At 54.2% G+C, this 16,074-nt stretch carries 14 protein-coding genes; 8 read left to right on the top strand and 6 right to left on the bottom strand.

The annotated features are described in order from the left end of the window. Nucleotides 1-717 (top strand): ATP-binding cassette domain-containing protein, encoded by a 717-nt coding sequence (locus tag CFI03_RS09190; RefSeq protein WP_248757151.1) that lies wholly within the window; start codon nt 1-3, stop codon nt 715-717. A 37-nt stretch (nt 718-754) separates the two neighbouring features. On the opposite strand, the gene CFI03_RS09185 is transcribed toward CFI03_RS09190, so the two are convergent. Beyond that, complete coding sequence (locus CFI03_RS09185) at nt 755-1,186, bottom strand: Lrp/AsnC family transcriptional regulator (protein WP_248757150.1); 432 nt, start codon at nt 1,184-1,186, stop codon at nt 755-757. Nucleotides 1,187-1,308: 122 nt separating this feature from the next. Here CFI03_RS09185 and CFI03_RS09180 point away from each other — a divergent pair, with 122 nt between their 5' ends. Continuing rightward, nucleotides 1,309-2,067, top strand: a complete 759-nt coding sequence (locus CFI03_RS09180; protein WP_248757149.1) for an MBL fold metallo-hydrolase — start codon at nt 1,309-1,311, stop codon at nt 2,065-2,067. On the opposite strand, the gene CFI03_RS09175 is transcribed toward CFI03_RS09180, so the two are convergent. Beyond that, nucleotides 2,019-2,846: an alpha/beta fold hydrolase gene (locus tag CFI03_RS09175; RefSeq protein ID WP_248757148.1), complete on the bottom strand. Its 828-nt coding sequence runs from the start codon at nt 2,844-2,846 to the stop codon at nt 2,019-2,021. The two genes, CFI03_RS09180 and CFI03_RS09175, sit on opposite strands and share 49 nt — an antisense overlap. Nucleotides 2,847-2,949: 103 nt before the next feature. On the opposite strand from CFI03_RS09175, the gene CFI03_RS09170 reads away from it, so the two are divergent. After that, on the top strand, nt 2,950-3,687 hold the full coding sequence (locus CFI03_RS09170) for an MBL fold metallo-hydrolase (protein WP_248757147.1): 738 nt from the start codon (nt 2,950-2,952) through the stop codon (nt 3,685-3,687). A 119-nt stretch (nt 3,688-3,806) separates the two neighbouring features. On the opposite strand, the gene CFI03_RS09165 is transcribed toward CFI03_RS09170, so the two are convergent. Together CFI03_RS09165 and CFI03_RS09160 are read right to left on the bottom strand one after the other, a co-directional pair. Then, entirely contained in the window at nt 3,807-7,073 is a 3,267-nt protein-coding gene (locus tag CFI03_RS09165; RefSeq protein WP_248757146.1) for a DEAD/DEAH box helicase, read from the bottom strand. 19 nt (nt 7,074-7,092) lie between these two features. Further along, a complete protein-coding gene (locus CFI03_RS09160) occupies nt 7,093-7,536 on the bottom strand; it encodes a MarR family winged helix-turn-helix transcriptional regulator (RefSeq protein ID WP_248757145.1) in 444 nt (147 codons plus the stop codon). 139 nt (nt 7,537-7,675) lie between these two features. Here CFI03_RS09160 and CFI03_RS09155 point away from each other — a divergent pair, with 139 nt between their 5' ends. Together CFI03_RS09155 and CFI03_RS09150 are read left to right on the top strand one after the other, a co-directional pair. Next, nucleotides 7,676-8,602: an NADP-dependent oxidoreductase gene (locus CFI03_RS09155; protein WP_248757144.1), complete on the top strand. Its 927-nt coding sequence runs from the start codon at nt 7,676-7,678 to the stop codon at nt 8,600-8,602. Between the two features lie 184 nt (nt 8,603-8,786). Next, nucleotides 8,787-9,761, top strand: a complete 975-nt coding sequence (locus CFI03_RS09150; RefSeq protein ID WP_174806608.1) for a glycoside hydrolase family 43 protein — start codon at nt 8,787-8,789, stop codon at nt 9,759-9,761. A gap of 40 nt (nt 9,762-9,801) precedes the next feature. Here CFI03_RS09150 and CFI03_RS09145 read toward each other — a convergent pair whose 3' ends face one another. Beyond that, a complete protein-coding gene (locus CFI03_RS09145; protein WP_283094468.1) occupies nt 9,802-12,543 on the bottom strand; it encodes an exosporium glycoprotein BclB-related protein in 2,742 nt (913 codons plus the stop codon). A gap of 228 nt (nt 12,544-12,771) precedes the next feature. Between CFI03_RS09145 and CFI03_RS09135 the strand changes: the two genes are divergently transcribed. Further along, on the top strand, nt 12,772-13,893 hold the full coding sequence (locus CFI03_RS09135) for a tetratricopeptide repeat-containing glycosyltransferase family 2 protein (protein ID WP_248757143.1): 1,122 nt from the start codon (nt 12,772-12,774) through the stop codon (nt 13,891-13,893). On the opposite strand, the gene CFI03_RS09130 is transcribed toward CFI03_RS09135, so the two are convergent. Further along, the gene (locus tag CFI03_RS09130) at nt 13,867-14,652 is read right to left on the bottom strand and encodes an AraC family transcriptional regulator (RefSeq protein ID WP_248757142.1); all 786 of its coding nucleotides are present in this window, start codon (nt 14,650-14,652) and stop codon (nt 13,867-13,869) included. The two genes, CFI03_RS09135 and CFI03_RS09130, sit on opposite strands and share 27 nt — an antisense overlap. A gap of 150 nt (nt 14,653-14,802) precedes the next feature. On the opposite strand from CFI03_RS09130, the gene CFI03_RS09125 reads away from it, so the two are divergent. Both CFI03_RS09125 and CFI03_RS09120 read left to right on the top strand, forming a co-directional pair. Beyond that, nucleotides 14,803-15,546 carry a phytanoyl-CoA dioxygenase family protein gene (locus tag CFI03_RS09125; RefSeq protein ID WP_248757141.1) on the top strand — a complete coding sequence of 248 codons (744 nt, stop codon included), beginning with the start codon at nt 14,803-14,805 and terminating at the stop codon, nt 15,544-15,546. Nucleotides 15,547-15,643: 97 nt separating this feature from the next. Then, nucleotides 15,644-16,069, top strand: coding sequence for a MarR family winged helix-turn-helix transcriptional regulator (locus CFI03_RS09120; RefSeq protein ID WP_248757140.1), 426 nt, complete (start codon nt 15,644-15,646; stop codon nt 16,067-16,069). The last annotated feature ends 5 nt before the right edge of the window (nt 16,070-16,074 follow it).

The following is a 16,074-nucleotide window of genomic DNA, read 5'->3' as shown; positions in this document are numbered from 1 at the left end:
ATGCTTGAATTAAAGTACGTGGAGAAAACGTTCGGCGATGCCAGACCTATCCTGCATATTCGGGATTTGACCATTCCAAGCGGCGAAATTGTTGGCGTATTGGGCGAGAACGGAAGCGGGAAAACGACGCTGCTCAAAGCGATTATGGGGCTGGGCGAGGTCCAGCATCGGGATATTTTGCTGAACGGCCGTCCTGTAGAAGAGCAGTATGAGCAGCTTGCGTATATAACCGAAGAGGGAAGCTACATTCCGAAGCTGACACCGGTTCAATATGCGGAATTTCTCTCCGCCTTTTACCCGCAATTTGATCTTGCGTATTATCATAAGCTGCTGAAATTTTACGAGCTGGAGCCCCATAAGCGCATTCGCACCTTCTCGAGAGGCCAGAAATCCAAGCTGGAGATCAGTGCGGGGATGGCGAAAGGCGCCAAATACTTTCTGATGGATGAGCCTTTCCTCGGCAAAGATATGTTTACGCGGCGGGACTTCCTGAAGCTGATGATCGGCAATCTGAAGGGGGATGAGACGATTCTGATCGTTACCCATCATCTTGACGAGATCGAGACGGTTATCGACCGTGCGCTCATTATGTCCAGAGGCCGTATTGAAGCGGATCTGTACATGGATGACCTGCGGGAGCAAGGCAAGGAGCTTGCCGCTATCATGGCGGAAAAAGCAGGCTATCGGCCGGACCGTTACAAAAGCGTACTGGAATAAAGATAAGGAGCCGCGTAACGATACGCGGCTCCTTTGTTTACTTCATCTGCCCAATAGACAAGCTTACCTTATAATTGCCGTAGCCAAGCAGCTCGTCGAGAAAGCTCGTCAGCTCCAGCTGCGAGCCGACGCGCACGCGCATCCAATAGCAGCCTTCGCCGCTGACGCGGTGAATTTCGACAACCTGACTGCTTCTGCCCGCGAATTGCTGGAACGCCTGATGCGCCGTATTGGATGCCAAAAAGACGGTGACAAAGGCATGGACGGTCAAGCCGATTTTCTCGGGATTCCAATTGACCGTTGTGCCTTCAATAATGCCGAGGTCCTGAAGCTTGCGGACGCGGGCGCCTACGGCCTGCCCGGTCATATGCACCTGCTCTCCAATGGACTTGTGGGACTGGCTGGCATCCGCAATCAGGCAGCTTAATATTTGTCTGTCGATATCGTCAATTCCGTATGAGCTTAGCATGTCGGAAGAAATCCTTTCATTATGAAAATAAAAGCGTCTATATCGTTTCACGAGGTTATTCGTGCTCGATGCAGCTTATTTTATAATTGTATCAGACACGATTAGAAATGAGGGATAGAAATATGAACATTCAGCTTATCAGGCATGCCACGTTGTGGCTCAACTATGCGGGAGTACAGTTTCTCGTTGATCCGATGTTTAGCGATGCCGGCGTAAATCCGCCGATTATGAATGCAACGAACGACCGGCGGAATCCGCTTGTTCCGCTGCCTTTTCCCATGGAAAAACTGCTGCAGCCCGATGTTATTCTCGTCAGCCACCTCCATCCCGACCATTGGGATGCCGCCGCAATAGAGGCGTTGCCGAAGTCGACTCCGTTGTTCTGCCAACCGGGGGACTTCGCGGCGATCACGGGACAGCATTTTTCTAACGTAACGGAAATCGGCCAGTCCGCCATCTATAAGGGCATTACGATCTCAAGAACAAGCGGCCGGCATGGGACGGGAGAGATCGGCCAAAAAATGGGGCAGGTGTCCGGTTTTGTTCTTCAAGCGGAAGGCGAGCCGACTCTTTATATCGCGGGCGATACGATCTGGTGTGACGAAGTGAAGCATGCATTGGATGCTTTCAATCCGGATGTCGCGGTCGTGAACGCGGGCGGGGCGCAATTTGCCGTTGGCGATCCCATTACGATGAATGCGCAGGATGTCATCCTTGTATGCCGTTACGCATCGTCTGCGAAGGTGGTTGCCGTTCATATGGATACGATCAATCATTGTCTGGTGACAAGAGAAATTCTCGCGGAAGCGTTAAGCGCGGAAGTATTGCTTGGTCAGGTTCTGATTCCTGCCGACGGGCAGCGGTTAACGTTAGACAAATAATGCCGGACGATCCGGTTAAAAGCTTCCGGCTCATCCGCATTGGCGCAATGACCCGCAGCCGGAAGGGTCACAAGCTGTGATTGCGGCTCCAACCGATGAAGTTCCTCCGCGGCATCGTGGGCCAGCTTCCGGTCATGCTCTCCGATTATGAGCAGCATCGGATAAGTCATGGGTTCGGTTTTCTCCGTGTAAAAGGAGCCCATGCCGCTCATCGCCTGAAAGGATTGGCGCCGGAAGTGCCGGATCCCCTGGTCAAACAAGATGCGCCCTTGCTCGGTAGCGCAAGAGGCGTTCAAGACATGCTGCTTGAATTTGGGCATGGAGAATAGCAGATATCTAATCCATCTGAGTCCTTCGGCCTGCTGTTCTTTGCGGACGCGCTTATTCGCTTTATGAATGGAGTAACCTCCAACGATGATGACGGACCGTGCCTGCCCGGGATATCTCTCCGCAAAAGCCTGCGCGACCAGCGAGCCAAGCGAGACGCCAAGCAGATGGCAGGAAGCGATCCGGTTGTCCGCGAGAATGCGGCTGATGATGTCCGGCATGTCTGGCATGGTAAGCTTGGATTTCGTTCCAGCGCTAATACCGTGTCCAGGCATGTCGAGAGTGATCAGCCGGTAATGCCCGATCAGTTCAGGGATTTGCTCCTGGAACAAGGTGTGGTCAGCAAAAGCGGCATGCAGCATGACAATCGTTCCCTTGTTCTCGTTGCCGCTTATGTAATAGTTAAACTCCTGATCTCTTAGCCTGCCAACCTTTTGGTCTAAAGAAATCATTGAAATTTCCCCCTTTAGTCGGAATTGACAATAAAATCCAGATCCTATTATGATATTGGCGGAACCTTCGGGTACCCATTAAAAAATAAAGGATGATGCGTTTATGTTTCTTCAAAAGCTGCCATGGGCGGGTATTCGCGTATTAAGCGGCGAAACATCGATTGCCATTGACCCGATGTATCATTTTCCCGCCAAGTTTGGTTCATCCCATGAAGAACTGTTTCCATTGGACGAATTCGGCCACGCGGATGCCGTTTTCGTTACGCATCATCATGAGGATCACTTTGATCCAAGAGCTATCGCCGCTTACTACGGCGCATCTATTCCGGTCTACGTTCCGCTGGAATCCGTACGGCATATGACCGATACGCCATTGACCAATATTCAAGGCGTAAGCTTAGGGCAGCAGATAGAAGTTGGCGAATTAACGATTACGGCTGGCTTTTCCGTAGACGGTTTTGGCGATCCGCAAGTTTCCTGGATTGTGGAGGGTGGAGGGAAGAAGCTGATTCATAGCGGCGACACGTTATGGCATGGCTACTGGTGGAAGCTCAGCAAAGCGTATGGACCGTTCGATGCTGCTTGCCTGCCGGTAAATGGAGCCGTTGTGGAATTTCCGGGTATGATCCCAAGCGGCCAGCCTATTACGCTAACTCCGGAGCAGGCGGTAGCTGCGGCTGTTGTTCTGCAGGCTCATGTTCTTGTGCCGATTCATTTCCGCGCGGTTCATCATCCTCCGGTCTACCGGGAGACGCCAGATATTGCGGAACGGCTGCAGCAAAGCGCACAGAACCGGATCAAGCTGGCGATTCTTCAATCAAAAGAAATTTTGCCGTTATAACGGCTTTTTAAACTTACGCGGCATTTAAGGTAGTCATGTCGGAATATAAAAAACGGCTGTGCTTAGGCTGGGTCTGACCCCATTTGCACAGTCGCTTTTTTTGTCTATTGCATTTCCTCTTACAAATCCCGCTCATCGGCGCCAATCGCCAATATCTCGCGGATATCCGCATCGGTAAGCGAAGACAGCTGCTCTTCGCCGGGCCGGATAATGTCGTCGATCATATTTTTCTTCCGTTCCTGCAGCGCGTACATCTTATCTTCAACCGTGCCGTGGGCGGCCAGCCGGATAACCTGAACCACCTTGGTCTGGCCAATCCGGTGCGCCCGGTCGGCTGCTTGCTGCTCTACGGCAGGGTTCCACCACAAATCATACAAAATTACGGTATCGGCACCGGTCAAGTTAAGTCCTGTTCCGCCCGCTTTAAGCGATGCGAGGAAGATGTCCTTCTCCCCGTCGTTGAACCGGTTGCACAGCTCTACCCGTTCCGCGGCTTTGGTACTGCCGTCGAGGTAGAAATAAGAGATGCCCTGGCGGACCAGTTCTTTGCTGATGAGACCCAGCATCTCGGTGAACTGCGAGAAGATCAGCATCCGTTTGCCGGTGCTGCGGCATTCCTCCACGATTTCGAACAGCTGCTCGAACTTGGCGGAGCTTCCTTCGTAATCGGTAATAAATAGCGCCGGATGGCAGCAGATTTGACGCAGCCGGGTCAGGCCGGCCAGAATTTTGATCCGGTTCTGCTGAAAGCTCCGGTCATTATCCAGATGCTTGACGGTTTCCGTACGCAGCTTGGCCAAATACGAGACGTACAGCTTCTTCTGCTCCGGCAGCAGACTGGTGGCCTGTAGGGTCTCGATTTTGTCCGGCAGCTCCTTCAGCACGTCGGATTTCAAGCGGCGAAGCAGGAAAGGGCGCGCGCGGCGCGCGATGTTTTCCCTCGGCAGGTCGGAGAAAACCTTGCGGGCAGGGAACAGCTGGGGGAACACGGCGCCAAAAATGGACCATAGCTCCTCGACTCTGTTCTCAAGCGGAGTACCGGTTAACCCGAACCGGTTCTTGGCTTGCAAGGCTTTTACGGCCTGCGCGGTTTGAGTCGCATGATTTTTGAATGCCTGCGCTTCGTCCAAGATAACCGTATGATAGAAGCGTTGTACGTACAGCTCGACATCCCTGCGGAGCAGCGGGTACGACGTGATAACGACGTCGATTTCTTTCAGAGACCTGAGCTTGGCCGCTCTTTCCGGTCTTGTTCCGTCCGCGATGACGACTCGGATCTCCGGAGCAAACTTCTTCAGCTCGCTTAGCCAGTTGTACATGAGGGATGCCGGCGTAACGATAATGGCAGGCTGCTCCATTTCCCGGATCTCCGGAAGACAGGAGAGAAGGAACGCGATGCTTTGAATCGTTTTGCCAAGTCCCATATCGTCCGCCAGAATTCCTCCGAACCGGTAATGGGCCAGCGTCTTCATCCATTGGAAGCCGTAGGACTGATAATCCCTCAGCACATGCCGCAGGGTAGCCGGTACTTCAAATTCCAGGTGATCCGGGTTGCGGATATGAGCGAGAAGCTTGCGCAGCGATTTGCCGAGCTGAATCGTTCTTCCTTCATTCTCGAAATCCCCGAGATGGAGTCCGCGCGCCACGGGGATACGGAAGACGGATTGATTCAGGTCCGTACGGAGGAAGCCCGTCTCGTTAATAATTCTCGTAATGGCTTCGTATTCCTTGCCTTCGAGCGGCAGCAGCGCGCCTTCCTGGAGCCGGTGGTATCGGCGCTTCTCCACGATAGAGCGAAGCACGCTTCGGATCTCGTCGTCGGAAATGCCGGTCAGCTCGAACTTGAATTCCAGCCAGTTGGTCCTCTCGTCCACTTCAACCTTCAGCAATGGCGGAGTATTGGGGACAACGATCCGCGTCTTAACGGCCGAGGTAGCATGAACCTGCAGCAGTTTTTCCAGCTTCGGAATGGTATGCCTTAGAAACTCGTATTCGCTTTCCTCATCCTGCATGTAGTAGCCAAGCTCCGTTGTAATAAAGCCGCTCTGCTCCATCATATCGAGGATCTGATTTTCCTTGTCTCCATCCCGGAGAAGAATCCGGTCCTCGGTCTTATAGTCCGTATGGGCCGCCAGCGGGTTAATCTTGATATCCCCGTATTGAAACTCCAGCTCGGCGAGCAGCCGTTCCCGAATCCGGTCCAGATAGAGTCTTGCCTGCAGGGGAGTTTGCACGATTTTTTCCGAGACGCTTCGGGTTACCTGAACCTTTCCAAGCTTCATCAGCTCGGGGACAACCTTCTCCATAAAAGGCTCGATCTGTTCCGGCGAGATGACGACATGCTGCCGGTGCGAGGCGTCCAGCATATTTTTGAAATCGGCCAGCTGTTTGCACGAAGCCTCGGGAAGCTGCTTCATCCGGCCTTCGCTTAATACCATGTTGTAGGCGGTTAAAACGGTAATCTTGTCCAAGCCTTCAACACTTAGCTGAAAGCCGCTCTCGTCCTGTTCGCCGAATTCGAATCGGACGGGGGAGGCCTCCTCGTCTATTTGCAGGCCGGCGGTAACGGTACCCTCCTGATCAATCAGCACGGAAGGACAGGAAGTAAGCAAAGGCAGCACGGTTGGCCAATCCGCAGGAGGGATCATCAGCATCCGGTTGTTTTGCTTTCCGCGCGCCTTCCCGCCAGAAGGCGCGGCCTCTTCCTGATACAGCGCTTCGTTTCTGCTGATGCGGGCCAATTCGCCCAGCAAAGCGTAATCCTCGTTACGGAAACGGTGTTCAGCGGGATGAAACGTAAACTGCTTGGAGAAGGTGCGAGTGACGTTCAAAGCGATTCCTTCGATAAATGCGCGGATATCCGGCACCACGTACAGTCTTCCAAGTCCCGTGCGCAGCTCGATTCCGATCCGGTAGTTCCGGTAACCGCTCGAGAAGATCACGCAGGTGAACTGAACTTCAACGGGGATGCGGGTGTCTCTTACATAACGCGTACTGCCAAGAAGCGTTGACTGTCCCCGTTCGCGGCTGCCGAATAAGTCCAATATGCTGGACGACAGCAGCTGGTCGCTTGCCGAGATGCGGGCCAGGTTGAGGGCTTCTTCGGGCAGCTCCAACAGACGCAGCAGCATGGCTGCGACATGTTCGCAATATTTATCTTCGGGATCAAAGTCCGGGCAGGTGCAGGTTGCCACGATCTCGCCGCGGATGCGGGTAGCCGTCACGATCAGATCGCGGTTCGTCCGGACATTGGCTTCGCAGTACGGCTTGTCCGGGTCATACCGCAATATCGTCACTCCGCCCGCCTGCCAGATGGATTCCCCTTCCTCGAAGGCGAACCGGCCGCATAATACCCGGACATCATCATCGGTATATTGAAAGCTCATAAGCTGTAATCCTTTCCGGTTATTCGCTCAGTTGCCGCAGCAAACGCAGCAGCTCGCCGCGGTCCTCCGGCGATATCGAAGCGAGAACCATGTCTGCCGACTCGCTCATCGCAAGCCGCGCTTGTTGGATAAGGGGAGGCGCTATTTCGGACAATTGGATAAAAGTAGCCCGGCGATCTTCCGGATCAGGCAGTCGGACGATCAGCCTCTCCTGCTCAAGCGCATCCACGAATTGCGTAACGGTGCGCGGCTTGATGCCAAGCTTTGCGGCGATATCGCTCATCCGGATTTGTCCGGCTTCGGCGACGGAGACGAGGAAGCGCAGCCTTGGTCCGGACAAATATTCCGGAACCTCGAAGGCTGATAACTGGGCTTCGAACCGGAGATGCAGACGGTGGGTTGTCCGGAGCAGCGTTTCCAGCAGGTGGCCGGCTGATGGTATTGTTGTTTCGGATGCTGCCATAGTTCCTCCTTGACTTTTGACGCATGAATTCCTATAGTCTACTTATCGAATAATTAGTGAGTATACTCAATATGTGTTCATTCCGTATTTTGATTTTACACGATTCCGCATGACATTCCAATAAGGAGGGCTTATTCCCATGGCTCAAACGATGCAAGCCATCCGTTATTATCGATTCGGGGGACCCGAGGTGCTGCTGCTGGAGGAAGCTCCAAAGCCGGTTCCGCAGGAAGGGGAGGTGCTGATCCGCATTGCGGCTGCCGGAGTGCTTCCCGTGGATTGGAAAATCCGCAAAGGGTTGTTCCCGATGCCTGTTAAATTCCCGCTCATACCGGGGACGGCTTTTGCCGGCGTAATCGAAAGCGCGGGTCCGGGAGTGACCGGACTTATAGCCGGGCAGGAGGTATTCGGAAGGAGCACAAACGGGACCTACGCGGAATATACCACCGTCGCGGCGGATTCGGTTGCGCTTAAGCCTTCTTCCATCGGCTTTGCCGAAGCGGCAACCATCTCCGGAGGAGCAACAACCGCCTGGCGCGCGATCAACAACGCGGGCATTAAGGCCGGGGACCGCGTATTTATCCATGGCGCGGGCGGCGGAGTAGGCTTGTTTGCCGTCCAGTTCGCCAAATGGAAAGGAGCCTATGTTATCGGAACAGCAGGTCCTTCGAATATGGATTTTATCCGATCCATTGGCGTGGATCATGCCATTGATTATACGGCCGGTCCGTTTGAAGCGGGGCTGGAGCGGGAGGCGGATTTTGTGCTGGATACGATTGGCGGAGCTACGCTCGAACGTTCTTGGCCGCTGATCAAGCAGGGAGGAGCTTTGCTTACTATAACGGGTCAGCCTCCAATCGAGCGGGGACAGCAGGAAGGCGTGCGCGTGCTCCGCTCAGCGCTGGCCACCAAGCAGGATTTAGCGGATATTGCGGAGCTGATCGGCACGGGTGTGGTTCGCGCGCAAGTTCAGGCCGTATTTCCTTTGAGAGAGGCACGCGAAGCTCATACCCGGTCGGAAGCGGGACATGGCCGCGGGCGTATCGTTCTTGCCGTTGGAGAATGATAGTTGTATAGAAAATGGCAAAAAACCTGTGTAATCCGCCGATTGCACGGTTTTTTTGCGCTGAAATCTTAATTTTACAAACAATGTTCTTTAATTTATGTAGTTTAACGTCGGCCGAATAAAGTTAGAATAAAAAAGGTGTATTAGCATGGTATCAGTTATGCGCGAAAAGGAGATTAAGCACATGTCCAAACCAAATGAACCAATCGTAACGCATATTTTTACGGCAGATCCTTCTGCGCATGTTTTCGAAGGCAAAATTTATATTTATCCTTCCCATGACCTCGATCATGACGGACCGACTAACGATAACGGTGACCAATATCAGATGGAGGATTATCACATTTTATCCATGGATGACGCCAATTCACCGTGTGTCGATCACGGCGAAGCTCTTCATGTGAAGGATGTGCCTTGGGCTTCCAAGCAAATGTGGGCACCGGATGCCGCATTCAAGAACAATACTTATTACTTGTATTTCCCGGCCAGAGATAAAGAAGGAGTATTCCGTATCGGCGTAGCAACCAGCGCAGCTCCGGCGGGGCCTTTCAAGGCAGAAGAAAACTATATTCCCGGCAGCTTCAGCATCGATCCTGCCGTTCTCGTGGATGAAGATAACAGAGCTTATATGTACTTCGGCGGTTTGTGGGGCGGACAGCTGGAGAAATGGACAACCGGCGAATTTGTTGCCGATGCCGCTGATCCGGATGTAAACGGACCTGCTCTTGGTCCACGCGTCGCGGAACTGAGCGACGACATGCTGACCTTCAAATCCGAGGCGAAAGAGATTTCCATCGTGGACGAGGAAGGCAATCCGCTGCTTGCCGGCGACGAAGACCGCCGTTATTTCGAAGGACCGTGGGTTCACAAATACAATGGCAAGTACTATCTGTCGTATTCGACGGGCTCGACTCATAAGCTTGTGTATGCCATTGGCGACAACCCGCAAGGACCTTTTGTCTTCAAGGGTACTATTCTGACGCCGGTAATCGGCTGGACAACCCACCACTCCATCGTGGAATTCCAGGACAAGTGGTATTTGTTCTACCATGATGCATCCCTTTCCGGAGGCGTCGACCATAAGCGCAGCGTGAAGTTTACCGAGCTTAAGTATAACGAAGACGGCACGATTCAAACCATTGATCCTTACAATAACTAATAAGAAAGCACGGAGCCATGGCTCCGTGCTTTTTTCATTGCTATACGATGGTTAATCCCGCGCTTGCATAGCCGGCAACGGTAGTTGCGACATCCACCCCCGCCGTTACGGAAGCAGAGAAGACAAGGAGCAGGCGAGTACCGGCCGTGACGGGAATGGAGAGTCCGGTAGTCAGGCCGGAAGAAATTGTACCAAGAGCTAGAGTTCCGGTTAGAGCCGGACTTAAGGTTACCAGAGCGCCAGGGACTGCCGTAAAGGTGTTGTTTGGCGTTGCGGATTCGAAGAGCTGGGCTGTAATAGTGACCGTCGAGCCTACCAGTGTTAAGGCTGCAGTTGTACTGAAGTAAGCGGCTAAAGAGGTGATTGTTCCGGTACGCGGCGCGGAGAATGCCATGTTCAAGAGTAGCCCGGCGGCACCGGTCAAGTCAATCGTGCCGCCTGTAACGGTAACTCCCGCAGCGTTGGTTCCAAAGGAAGTTAGCGTAGAGGTGTTCAGTAATCCTCCAAGTACTGTAGTTAGGACTGCAGGTGTTCCGGAAGCAAAAGGAATAATAGCGCCGGAGCCGGCCGAACCTGTTGCACCTGTTGCACCGGTGGCACCAGTGTCGCCGGTAGCGCCAGTGTCGCCTGTTGCGCCGGTAGCTCCGGTAACTCCTGTAGCGCCCGTCGCGCCGGTAGCACCAGTGTCGCCCGTCGCACCAGTAGCTCCCGTGACGCCCGTCGCACCCGTCGTACCCGTCGCACCAGTTACGCCAGTGTCGCCCGTCGTGCCAGTGTCGCCTGTTGCGCCGGTAGCTCCGGTAGCTCCGGTAGCTCCGGTAACTCCGGTAGCGCCCGTCGCACCAGTTGCGCCAGTATCACCTGTCGCGCCAGTGTCGCCAGTAGCGCCAGTAGCGCCCGTCGCGCCGGTGTCCCCGGTAGCGCCAGTGGCCCCAGTGTCGCCAGTCACGCCAGTGTCGCCTGTAGCGCCCGTCGCACCAGTTGCGCCAGTATCACCGGTCGCGCCAGTAGCGCCAGTATCACCAGTCGCACCCGTAGCGCCTGTAGCTCCAGTGTTACCAGTGTCCCCGGTAGTGCCCGTAGCACCTGTGGCTCCGGTAGCACCAGTGTCGCCCGTTGCGCCGGTCGCGCCAGTGTCGCCCGTCGCGCCAGTAGCTCCCGTAACGCCCGTCGCGCCTGTTGCGCCAGTGTCGCCCGTCGCGCCAGTAGCTCCCGTAACGCCCGTCGCACCCGTCGCGCCTGTTGCTCCAGTGTCGCCCGTCACACCCGTCGCGCCTGTTGCTCCAGTGTCGCCCGTCGCACCCGTCGCGCCTGTTGTGCCAGTGACGCCCGTCGCACCAGTCGCGCCTGTTGCGCCAGTGTCGCCCGTCGCACCAGTCGCACCGGTAGCGCCAGTGTCGCCCGTCGCGCCCGTCGCACCCGTCGCACCGATCGCGCCAGTGTCACCCGTCGCGCCAGTGTCGCCCGTCGCGCCCGTCGCGCCCGTCGCACCGGTAGCGCCGGTATCCCCGATAGCCCCAGTGACGCCCGTCGCACCAGTCGCGCCCGTTGCTCCCGTAGCGCCAGTGTCGCCAGTCGCGCCAGTAGCGCCGGTGTCCCCGGTAGCGCCCGTAACGCCAGTGTCCCCGGTAGCGCCCGTTGCGCCCGTCGCGCCCGTCGCGCCCGTCGCGCCCGTCGCACCGGTAGCGCCAATGTCGCCTGTTGCACCGATCGCGCCAGTGGCGCCGGTATCCCCGGTAGCGCCAGTGACGCCCGTTGCGCCCGTCACCCCGGTGTCACCCGTCGCGCCAGTGACGCCCGTTGCGCCAGTGTCGCCTGTTGCCCCGGTAGCGCCGGTGTCCCCGGTAGCGCCCGTTGCCCCGGTAGCGCCAGTGTCACCCGTCGCGCCAGTGGCGCCGGTATCCCCGGTAGCGCCAGTGACGCCCGTGGCCCCAGTTGCACCCGTCGCCCCGGTAGCACCTGTGTCCCCGGTAGCGCCTGTTGCCCCGGTGTCCCCGGTCGCGCCGGTAACGCCGGTCGCATCTCCTGAAAGATATAAATAATCAGGAGAAGAACCCGGTTCGCCAGACGGACTTGCTACCAGGACGAGATAAGTATTGCCATCGTATTCTACAAGCTGGCCAAAAGGATAGAAAGACGAATTCAGTGGGTTGTACACGGTAATGCCAGTCAGACCAGCCCCCGTGGCCCCAGTAGGGCCGGTCGCGCCAATAGCGCCATCTGCTCCTGCCGGACCCGCTGCGCCCACAGCTCCGGTAGGCCCAACAGGCCCAACAGGCCCGGCGGGTCCCGCGGCTCCGGCAGGTCCGGCAGGTCCGGCTGGACCCGCAACCCCGGCAGGACCTTGAGGACCAACTGGGCCTTGAGTTCCGGTTGACGGACTGATGACGGGGAGGATCATGGCAAGCTGACGGGATACGGTACGGATCTGACCGATGAGGGAGTCCTTGGAGGCCGGAGGAATATCGAATAATAAGGCATCCGCTCCAAGTATATTGATAAGAGATTCCGTTAAAATAACCGTTCCAATCGGAGAGAACGGTACCGTTTCGACAAGGGTAATTTGATTTTCAAGAAGGGAAAGCAGCGCGGACTGTTCATTCGCATCAAAATCAATGCTTAATACGAGAGATCGAAGCTCATTTAATATGGTATTCAGTTGAGACACGCGGCTGGATGTCGGGTTCTCCAGAACATTTGGCAGCAGATTGGACAAATCGGTTAATACATTTTGCAAGGAAGCTAATTGTGATGCCGTAATTGGAATTGGACCTGTGGCCATCCTTTATCACTCCTCTAGATGCATGTTTGGCTTTTGACATTGCTTAGGCTTGCGGCAAGCTATCTCCCTTCTTTGTTCACCTCATCGCACACGCCGGGAAATTGGAATATTGAAAAATATGTTCCATAAATTAGTAATATTCTTTATGGCTAAACGAAAACGAAGACTTGTCTATCGAGAACTGTCGGAACTCGGCGGAAAAGTTCGAATAAGGGAGGGTTCTGGGCGATGATTAGTATCAGCCTTTGTCTCATTGTGAGGAATGAGGAGGATGTTCTGGCACGATGCCTGGATTCGGTGAAAGGAATTGCGGACGAAATTATTGTCGTGGATACGGGATCCTTGGACAGGACCAAAGAAATTGCTTCCGATTACACGCCAAAGATCTACGATTTCGAGTGGATTGATCATTTTGCCGCGGCAAGGAACTTCGCTTTCGGGAAGGCAACCTGCGAATACATATTGTGGCTGGATGCGGATGATATTTTGAAAGAAGAGGATCAGGTAAAGCTGCTCGAGCTCAAGTCGTCCCTGTCAACGGAAGTGGACACCGTATCGATGTTCTACAATTTGACGGAGGACGAGACCGGGCAGGTAATTAACAGGCTGCGTCGCAACCGGTTGGTGAAGCGTTCGCGCAATTTTCGCTGGATTGGCGCCGTTCATGAATATTTGGAGGTGTACGGGGTCGCTAGCGCTTCGGATATTGCGGTTACTCATGCCAGCACGAGACATGACAGTGACCGGAATCTGCGGATCTACGAGCAGCGGCTTGCCAAGGGCGAAGAATTAAGTCCAAGAGATTTGTACTATTACGCCAATGAATTAAAGGATCATAGCCTTAATGAAAGAGCGGTCCATTTTTACGGCCTGTTTCTTCAATCCAATAAGGGATGGGTGGAGGACAATATAGCGGCTTGCGGCAAGCTTGCGGATTGCTATGCGGCACTCGGCAATCAGGAGCTGGCGCTCGAATCCGCACTCCGTTCCTTCAGCTATGGAAGTCCAAAAGCAGACAATTGCTGCCGTATCGGTTATTACCATCTGCAAAAAGGTTCGTATGAAACGGCCGCTTTCTGGTATGAATCCGCTTTGCGGGCGCCAAGGCAGGATGAGGCATGGTCGATGCAAAATACTTCCTGTTCAACCTGGCTGCCTCATCTGCAGCTCTGCGTCTGTTATGACAAGCTTGGAGAATGGCTGAAAGCCTACGAGCATAATGAAATCGCACGCGCCTACCGCCCGGATCACCCGTCTGTCCAACATAATAAAACCTACCTTGAAGGGCTGCTTTTACCAGCGCAAGCGTTGGAAGCATCCGATTTAAGCCTTTCGCAGACCGCTCCATGATAATTGCCGGAGCTCGGAGGCGGTATGGCCGGTAGCTTGCTTAAGCTGCCTGGCAAAATGATGGGAGGTCTTAAAGCCGCAGCGCTGGGCAATCTCCGTGACGGTAAGACCTGTATTGTTGAGCAGTTCCACTGCTTTCTGGAGACGGTAGCTCCATAGGTATTGGAAGGGCGTAGTCTGCTCATATTGCTTAAACAGTCTTACCAGATGCTCGGGAGAGACGTTTGCGGCAGCTGCCATTTCTTTTAAAACCACCTCTTCGGCATAATGTTCGCGAATCCAGGCTAACGCCGCATAAATCGCAGGATGCTTCTCCTTCTGCTCCAAGGACCGCTTGGATTCAATGGGATACAAATGCAAAGCGGCTAGTCCAAGCTGCTGCATGACGGGGTCGGTTGGCGAGGCATCCCGCTGAAGACGGAGCAGGAGATCCGTAAGCCGATTCATTTCTTCGGTGAGCGGCAGGCATTCCGGCAGCAGCCGGAACGATTCCCGGGTCTGTTCCGCCAGCTCCGGCACATGTACCGCAATCCAGCGGTGCCAGGTATCCTCGGTTCTTGAAAAGACGAACTGCTCTTCACGTCCGGGCAAAAGCAGAACGACATGTCCGGGCTGGACGCGGAGCTCACGGCCGTCGATCGTGACGGACATCTCTCCGGTATATAACATAACAAGCTGAAAATCCTGTTGGATACGAGGGCCGAATTTTCCTCCAGGGGGATAAACGACGGAGCCGGCTACGGCTGATGCCACATGCATACAATCACCTCAGAACAATTGTATATCCTATGAATACGAAATATCAATCACAGATACGAATGTGTAATTCGCAGCCATTGTCCGGATTAGGTTAGGGGAGTACGATGAGTGTATCGCTCGAGCAAAATGATTCATAAAGGAGAATGATTAGTGAATACGACTTATACGGCTCCGCTTACTCCCCTTACGGATGAACAGATTGCCTTTTTCAGAGAAAACGGATATTTGTTATGGAAGAAAGGCATGTCCGGCGATTTGATTGATGCCTTTAACGGACACATTTACGATATCAGGAACCAGCCGCAGGTGCCGGAGTGGGCGGCTTGCGAGGAGTTGAAAAAATATTCGCTGCGTCTCTTTAACCCCCATAAGCATGACAGCATGTCCAGACAGCTGATGAAGCATGCGCTGGTCCGCGGAGCGCTGGCGCAGCTGATGGGCAAAGAAGCGGTATGCGTGCAAAGCATGTATTTCTACAAAGAACCAGGTTCGCCGGGACAGGCTGCACATCAGGATTACTACTATATCAAGAATGATCCGATGACGATGATTGCGGCATGGACGGCGATGGAGGAGCTGATCGATGTCGAGAACGGCTGCTTGTGGGTAATGCCGGGCACCCATAGACTGGGGCTGCTGCCGCATGGCTCGGTCAAAAACATCGAAGAGCATGAGCCCTGGACCGAAGAGACGGAAGGCGTGGATACAAGCAAGCAGATTCCCGTTGTGATGGAGAAGGGAGACATCTTGTTTTTCAGCGAGCTTCTCATCCATTCGTCAGGTAAAAACAGGAGCAACAATCGCTGGCGCCGCTCCTATGTCTGCCATTATATCCGCGAGGATTCCCATGTGCTTCACCGGGAGGATTTGCGTCAGAAATATCCATTATATTAGGTTCACAAGCAGAGGGCTGGAAGGCTCTCTTCTTTTTGCGTATAATTAGTTTACAACCGTAACGGTTTACAAAGATAACTAAGAAGGGGTTTAAAAGATGGCAGCAGATGCAATGGATATTTACCAATCTTTTTTCCGGATTACGCGCCAACTGAAGAAGCTGGCTTTTCACAGTGCGGCTAATCTCGGCTTAACCGTGCATCAGATCAATATTTTGGAGTCAGTCCGGCTGAATCCGGGGCAGAAGCAGAAGGAGCTGACGGAGAAGCTGGTATTCGCCAAAAGCCGGGTCAGCGTTCATATTGACCAGCTTGTAGAGAAAGGGCTTGTCGTACGGGAGCCTTCCGAGCAGGACCGGAGAGAGATCCAGCTGTTTATTACGCCAGACGGCGAGGAGCTGTGCGAGCTGTACAATCAGGAAGCGGCTTCTTATAAAGCCTTGAGCAGCGCGCTCGAGAAATTGTCTCCGGATGATGTCGATAAGCTGCATGAGCTTCATCAACAGATCCTGAGCCATCTCTAAGCGGA

This window comes from Paenibacillus sp. ATY16 (assembly GCF_003399985.2).
Lineage (GTDB): Bacteria > Bacillota > Bacilli > Paenibacillales > Paenibacillaceae > Pristimantibacillus > Pristimantibacillus glycanilyticus.
This window is presented reverse-complemented; position numbering and strand designations above follow the sequence as displayed.

Bases quoted from the DNA above. Each gene is read 5' to 3' on its own strand.
- CFI03_RS09190 (WP_248757151.1), top strand. From the start codon at position 1: ATGCTTGAATTAAAGTACGTGGAGAAAACGTTCGGCGATGCCAGACCT.
- CFI03_RS09185 (WP_248757150.1), bottom strand. From the start codon at position 1,186: ATGCTAAGCTCATACGGAATTGACGATATCGACAGACAAATATTAAGC.
- CFI03_RS09180 (WP_248757149.1), top strand. From the start codon at position 1,309: ATGAACATTCAGCTTATCAGGCATGCCACGTTGTGGCTCAACTATGCG.
- CFI03_RS09175 (WP_248757148.1), bottom strand. From the start codon at position 2,846: ATGATTTCTTTAGACCAAAAGGTTGGCAGGCTAAGAGATCAGGAGTTT.
- CFI03_RS09170 (WP_248757147.1), top strand. From the start codon at position 2,950: ATGTTTCTTCAAAAGCTGCCATGGGCGGGTATTCGCGTATTAAGCGGC.
- CFI03_RS09165 (WP_248757146.1), bottom strand. From the start codon at position 7,073: ATGAGCTTTCAATATACCGATGATGATGTCCGGGTATTATGCGGCCGG.
- CFI03_RS09160 (WP_248757145.1), bottom strand. From the start codon at position 7,536: ATGGCAGCATCCGAAACAACAATACCATCAGCCGGCCACCTGCTGGAA.
- CFI03_RS09155 (WP_248757144.1), top strand. From the start codon at position 7,676: ATGGCTCAAACGATGCAAGCCATCCGTTATTATCGATTCGGGGGACCC.
- CFI03_RS09150 (WP_174806608.1), top strand. From the start codon at position 8,787: ATGTCCAAACCAAATGAACCAATCGTAACGCATATTTTTACGGCAGAT.
- CFI03_RS09145 (WP_283094468.1), bottom strand. From the start codon at position 12,543: ATGGCCACAGGTCCAATTCCAATTACGGCATCACAATTAGCTTCCTTG.
- CFI03_RS09135 (WP_248757143.1), top strand. From the start codon at position 12,772: ATGATTAGTATCAGCCTTTGTCTCATTGTGAGGAATGAGGAGGATGTT.
- CFI03_RS09130 (WP_248757142.1), bottom strand. From the start codon at position 14,652: ATGCATGTGGCATCAGCCGTAGCCGGCTCCGTCGTTTATCCCCCTGGA.
- CFI03_RS09120 (WP_248757140.1), top strand. From the start codon at position 15,644: ATGGCAGCAGATGCAATGGATATTTACCAATCTTTTTTCCGGATTACG.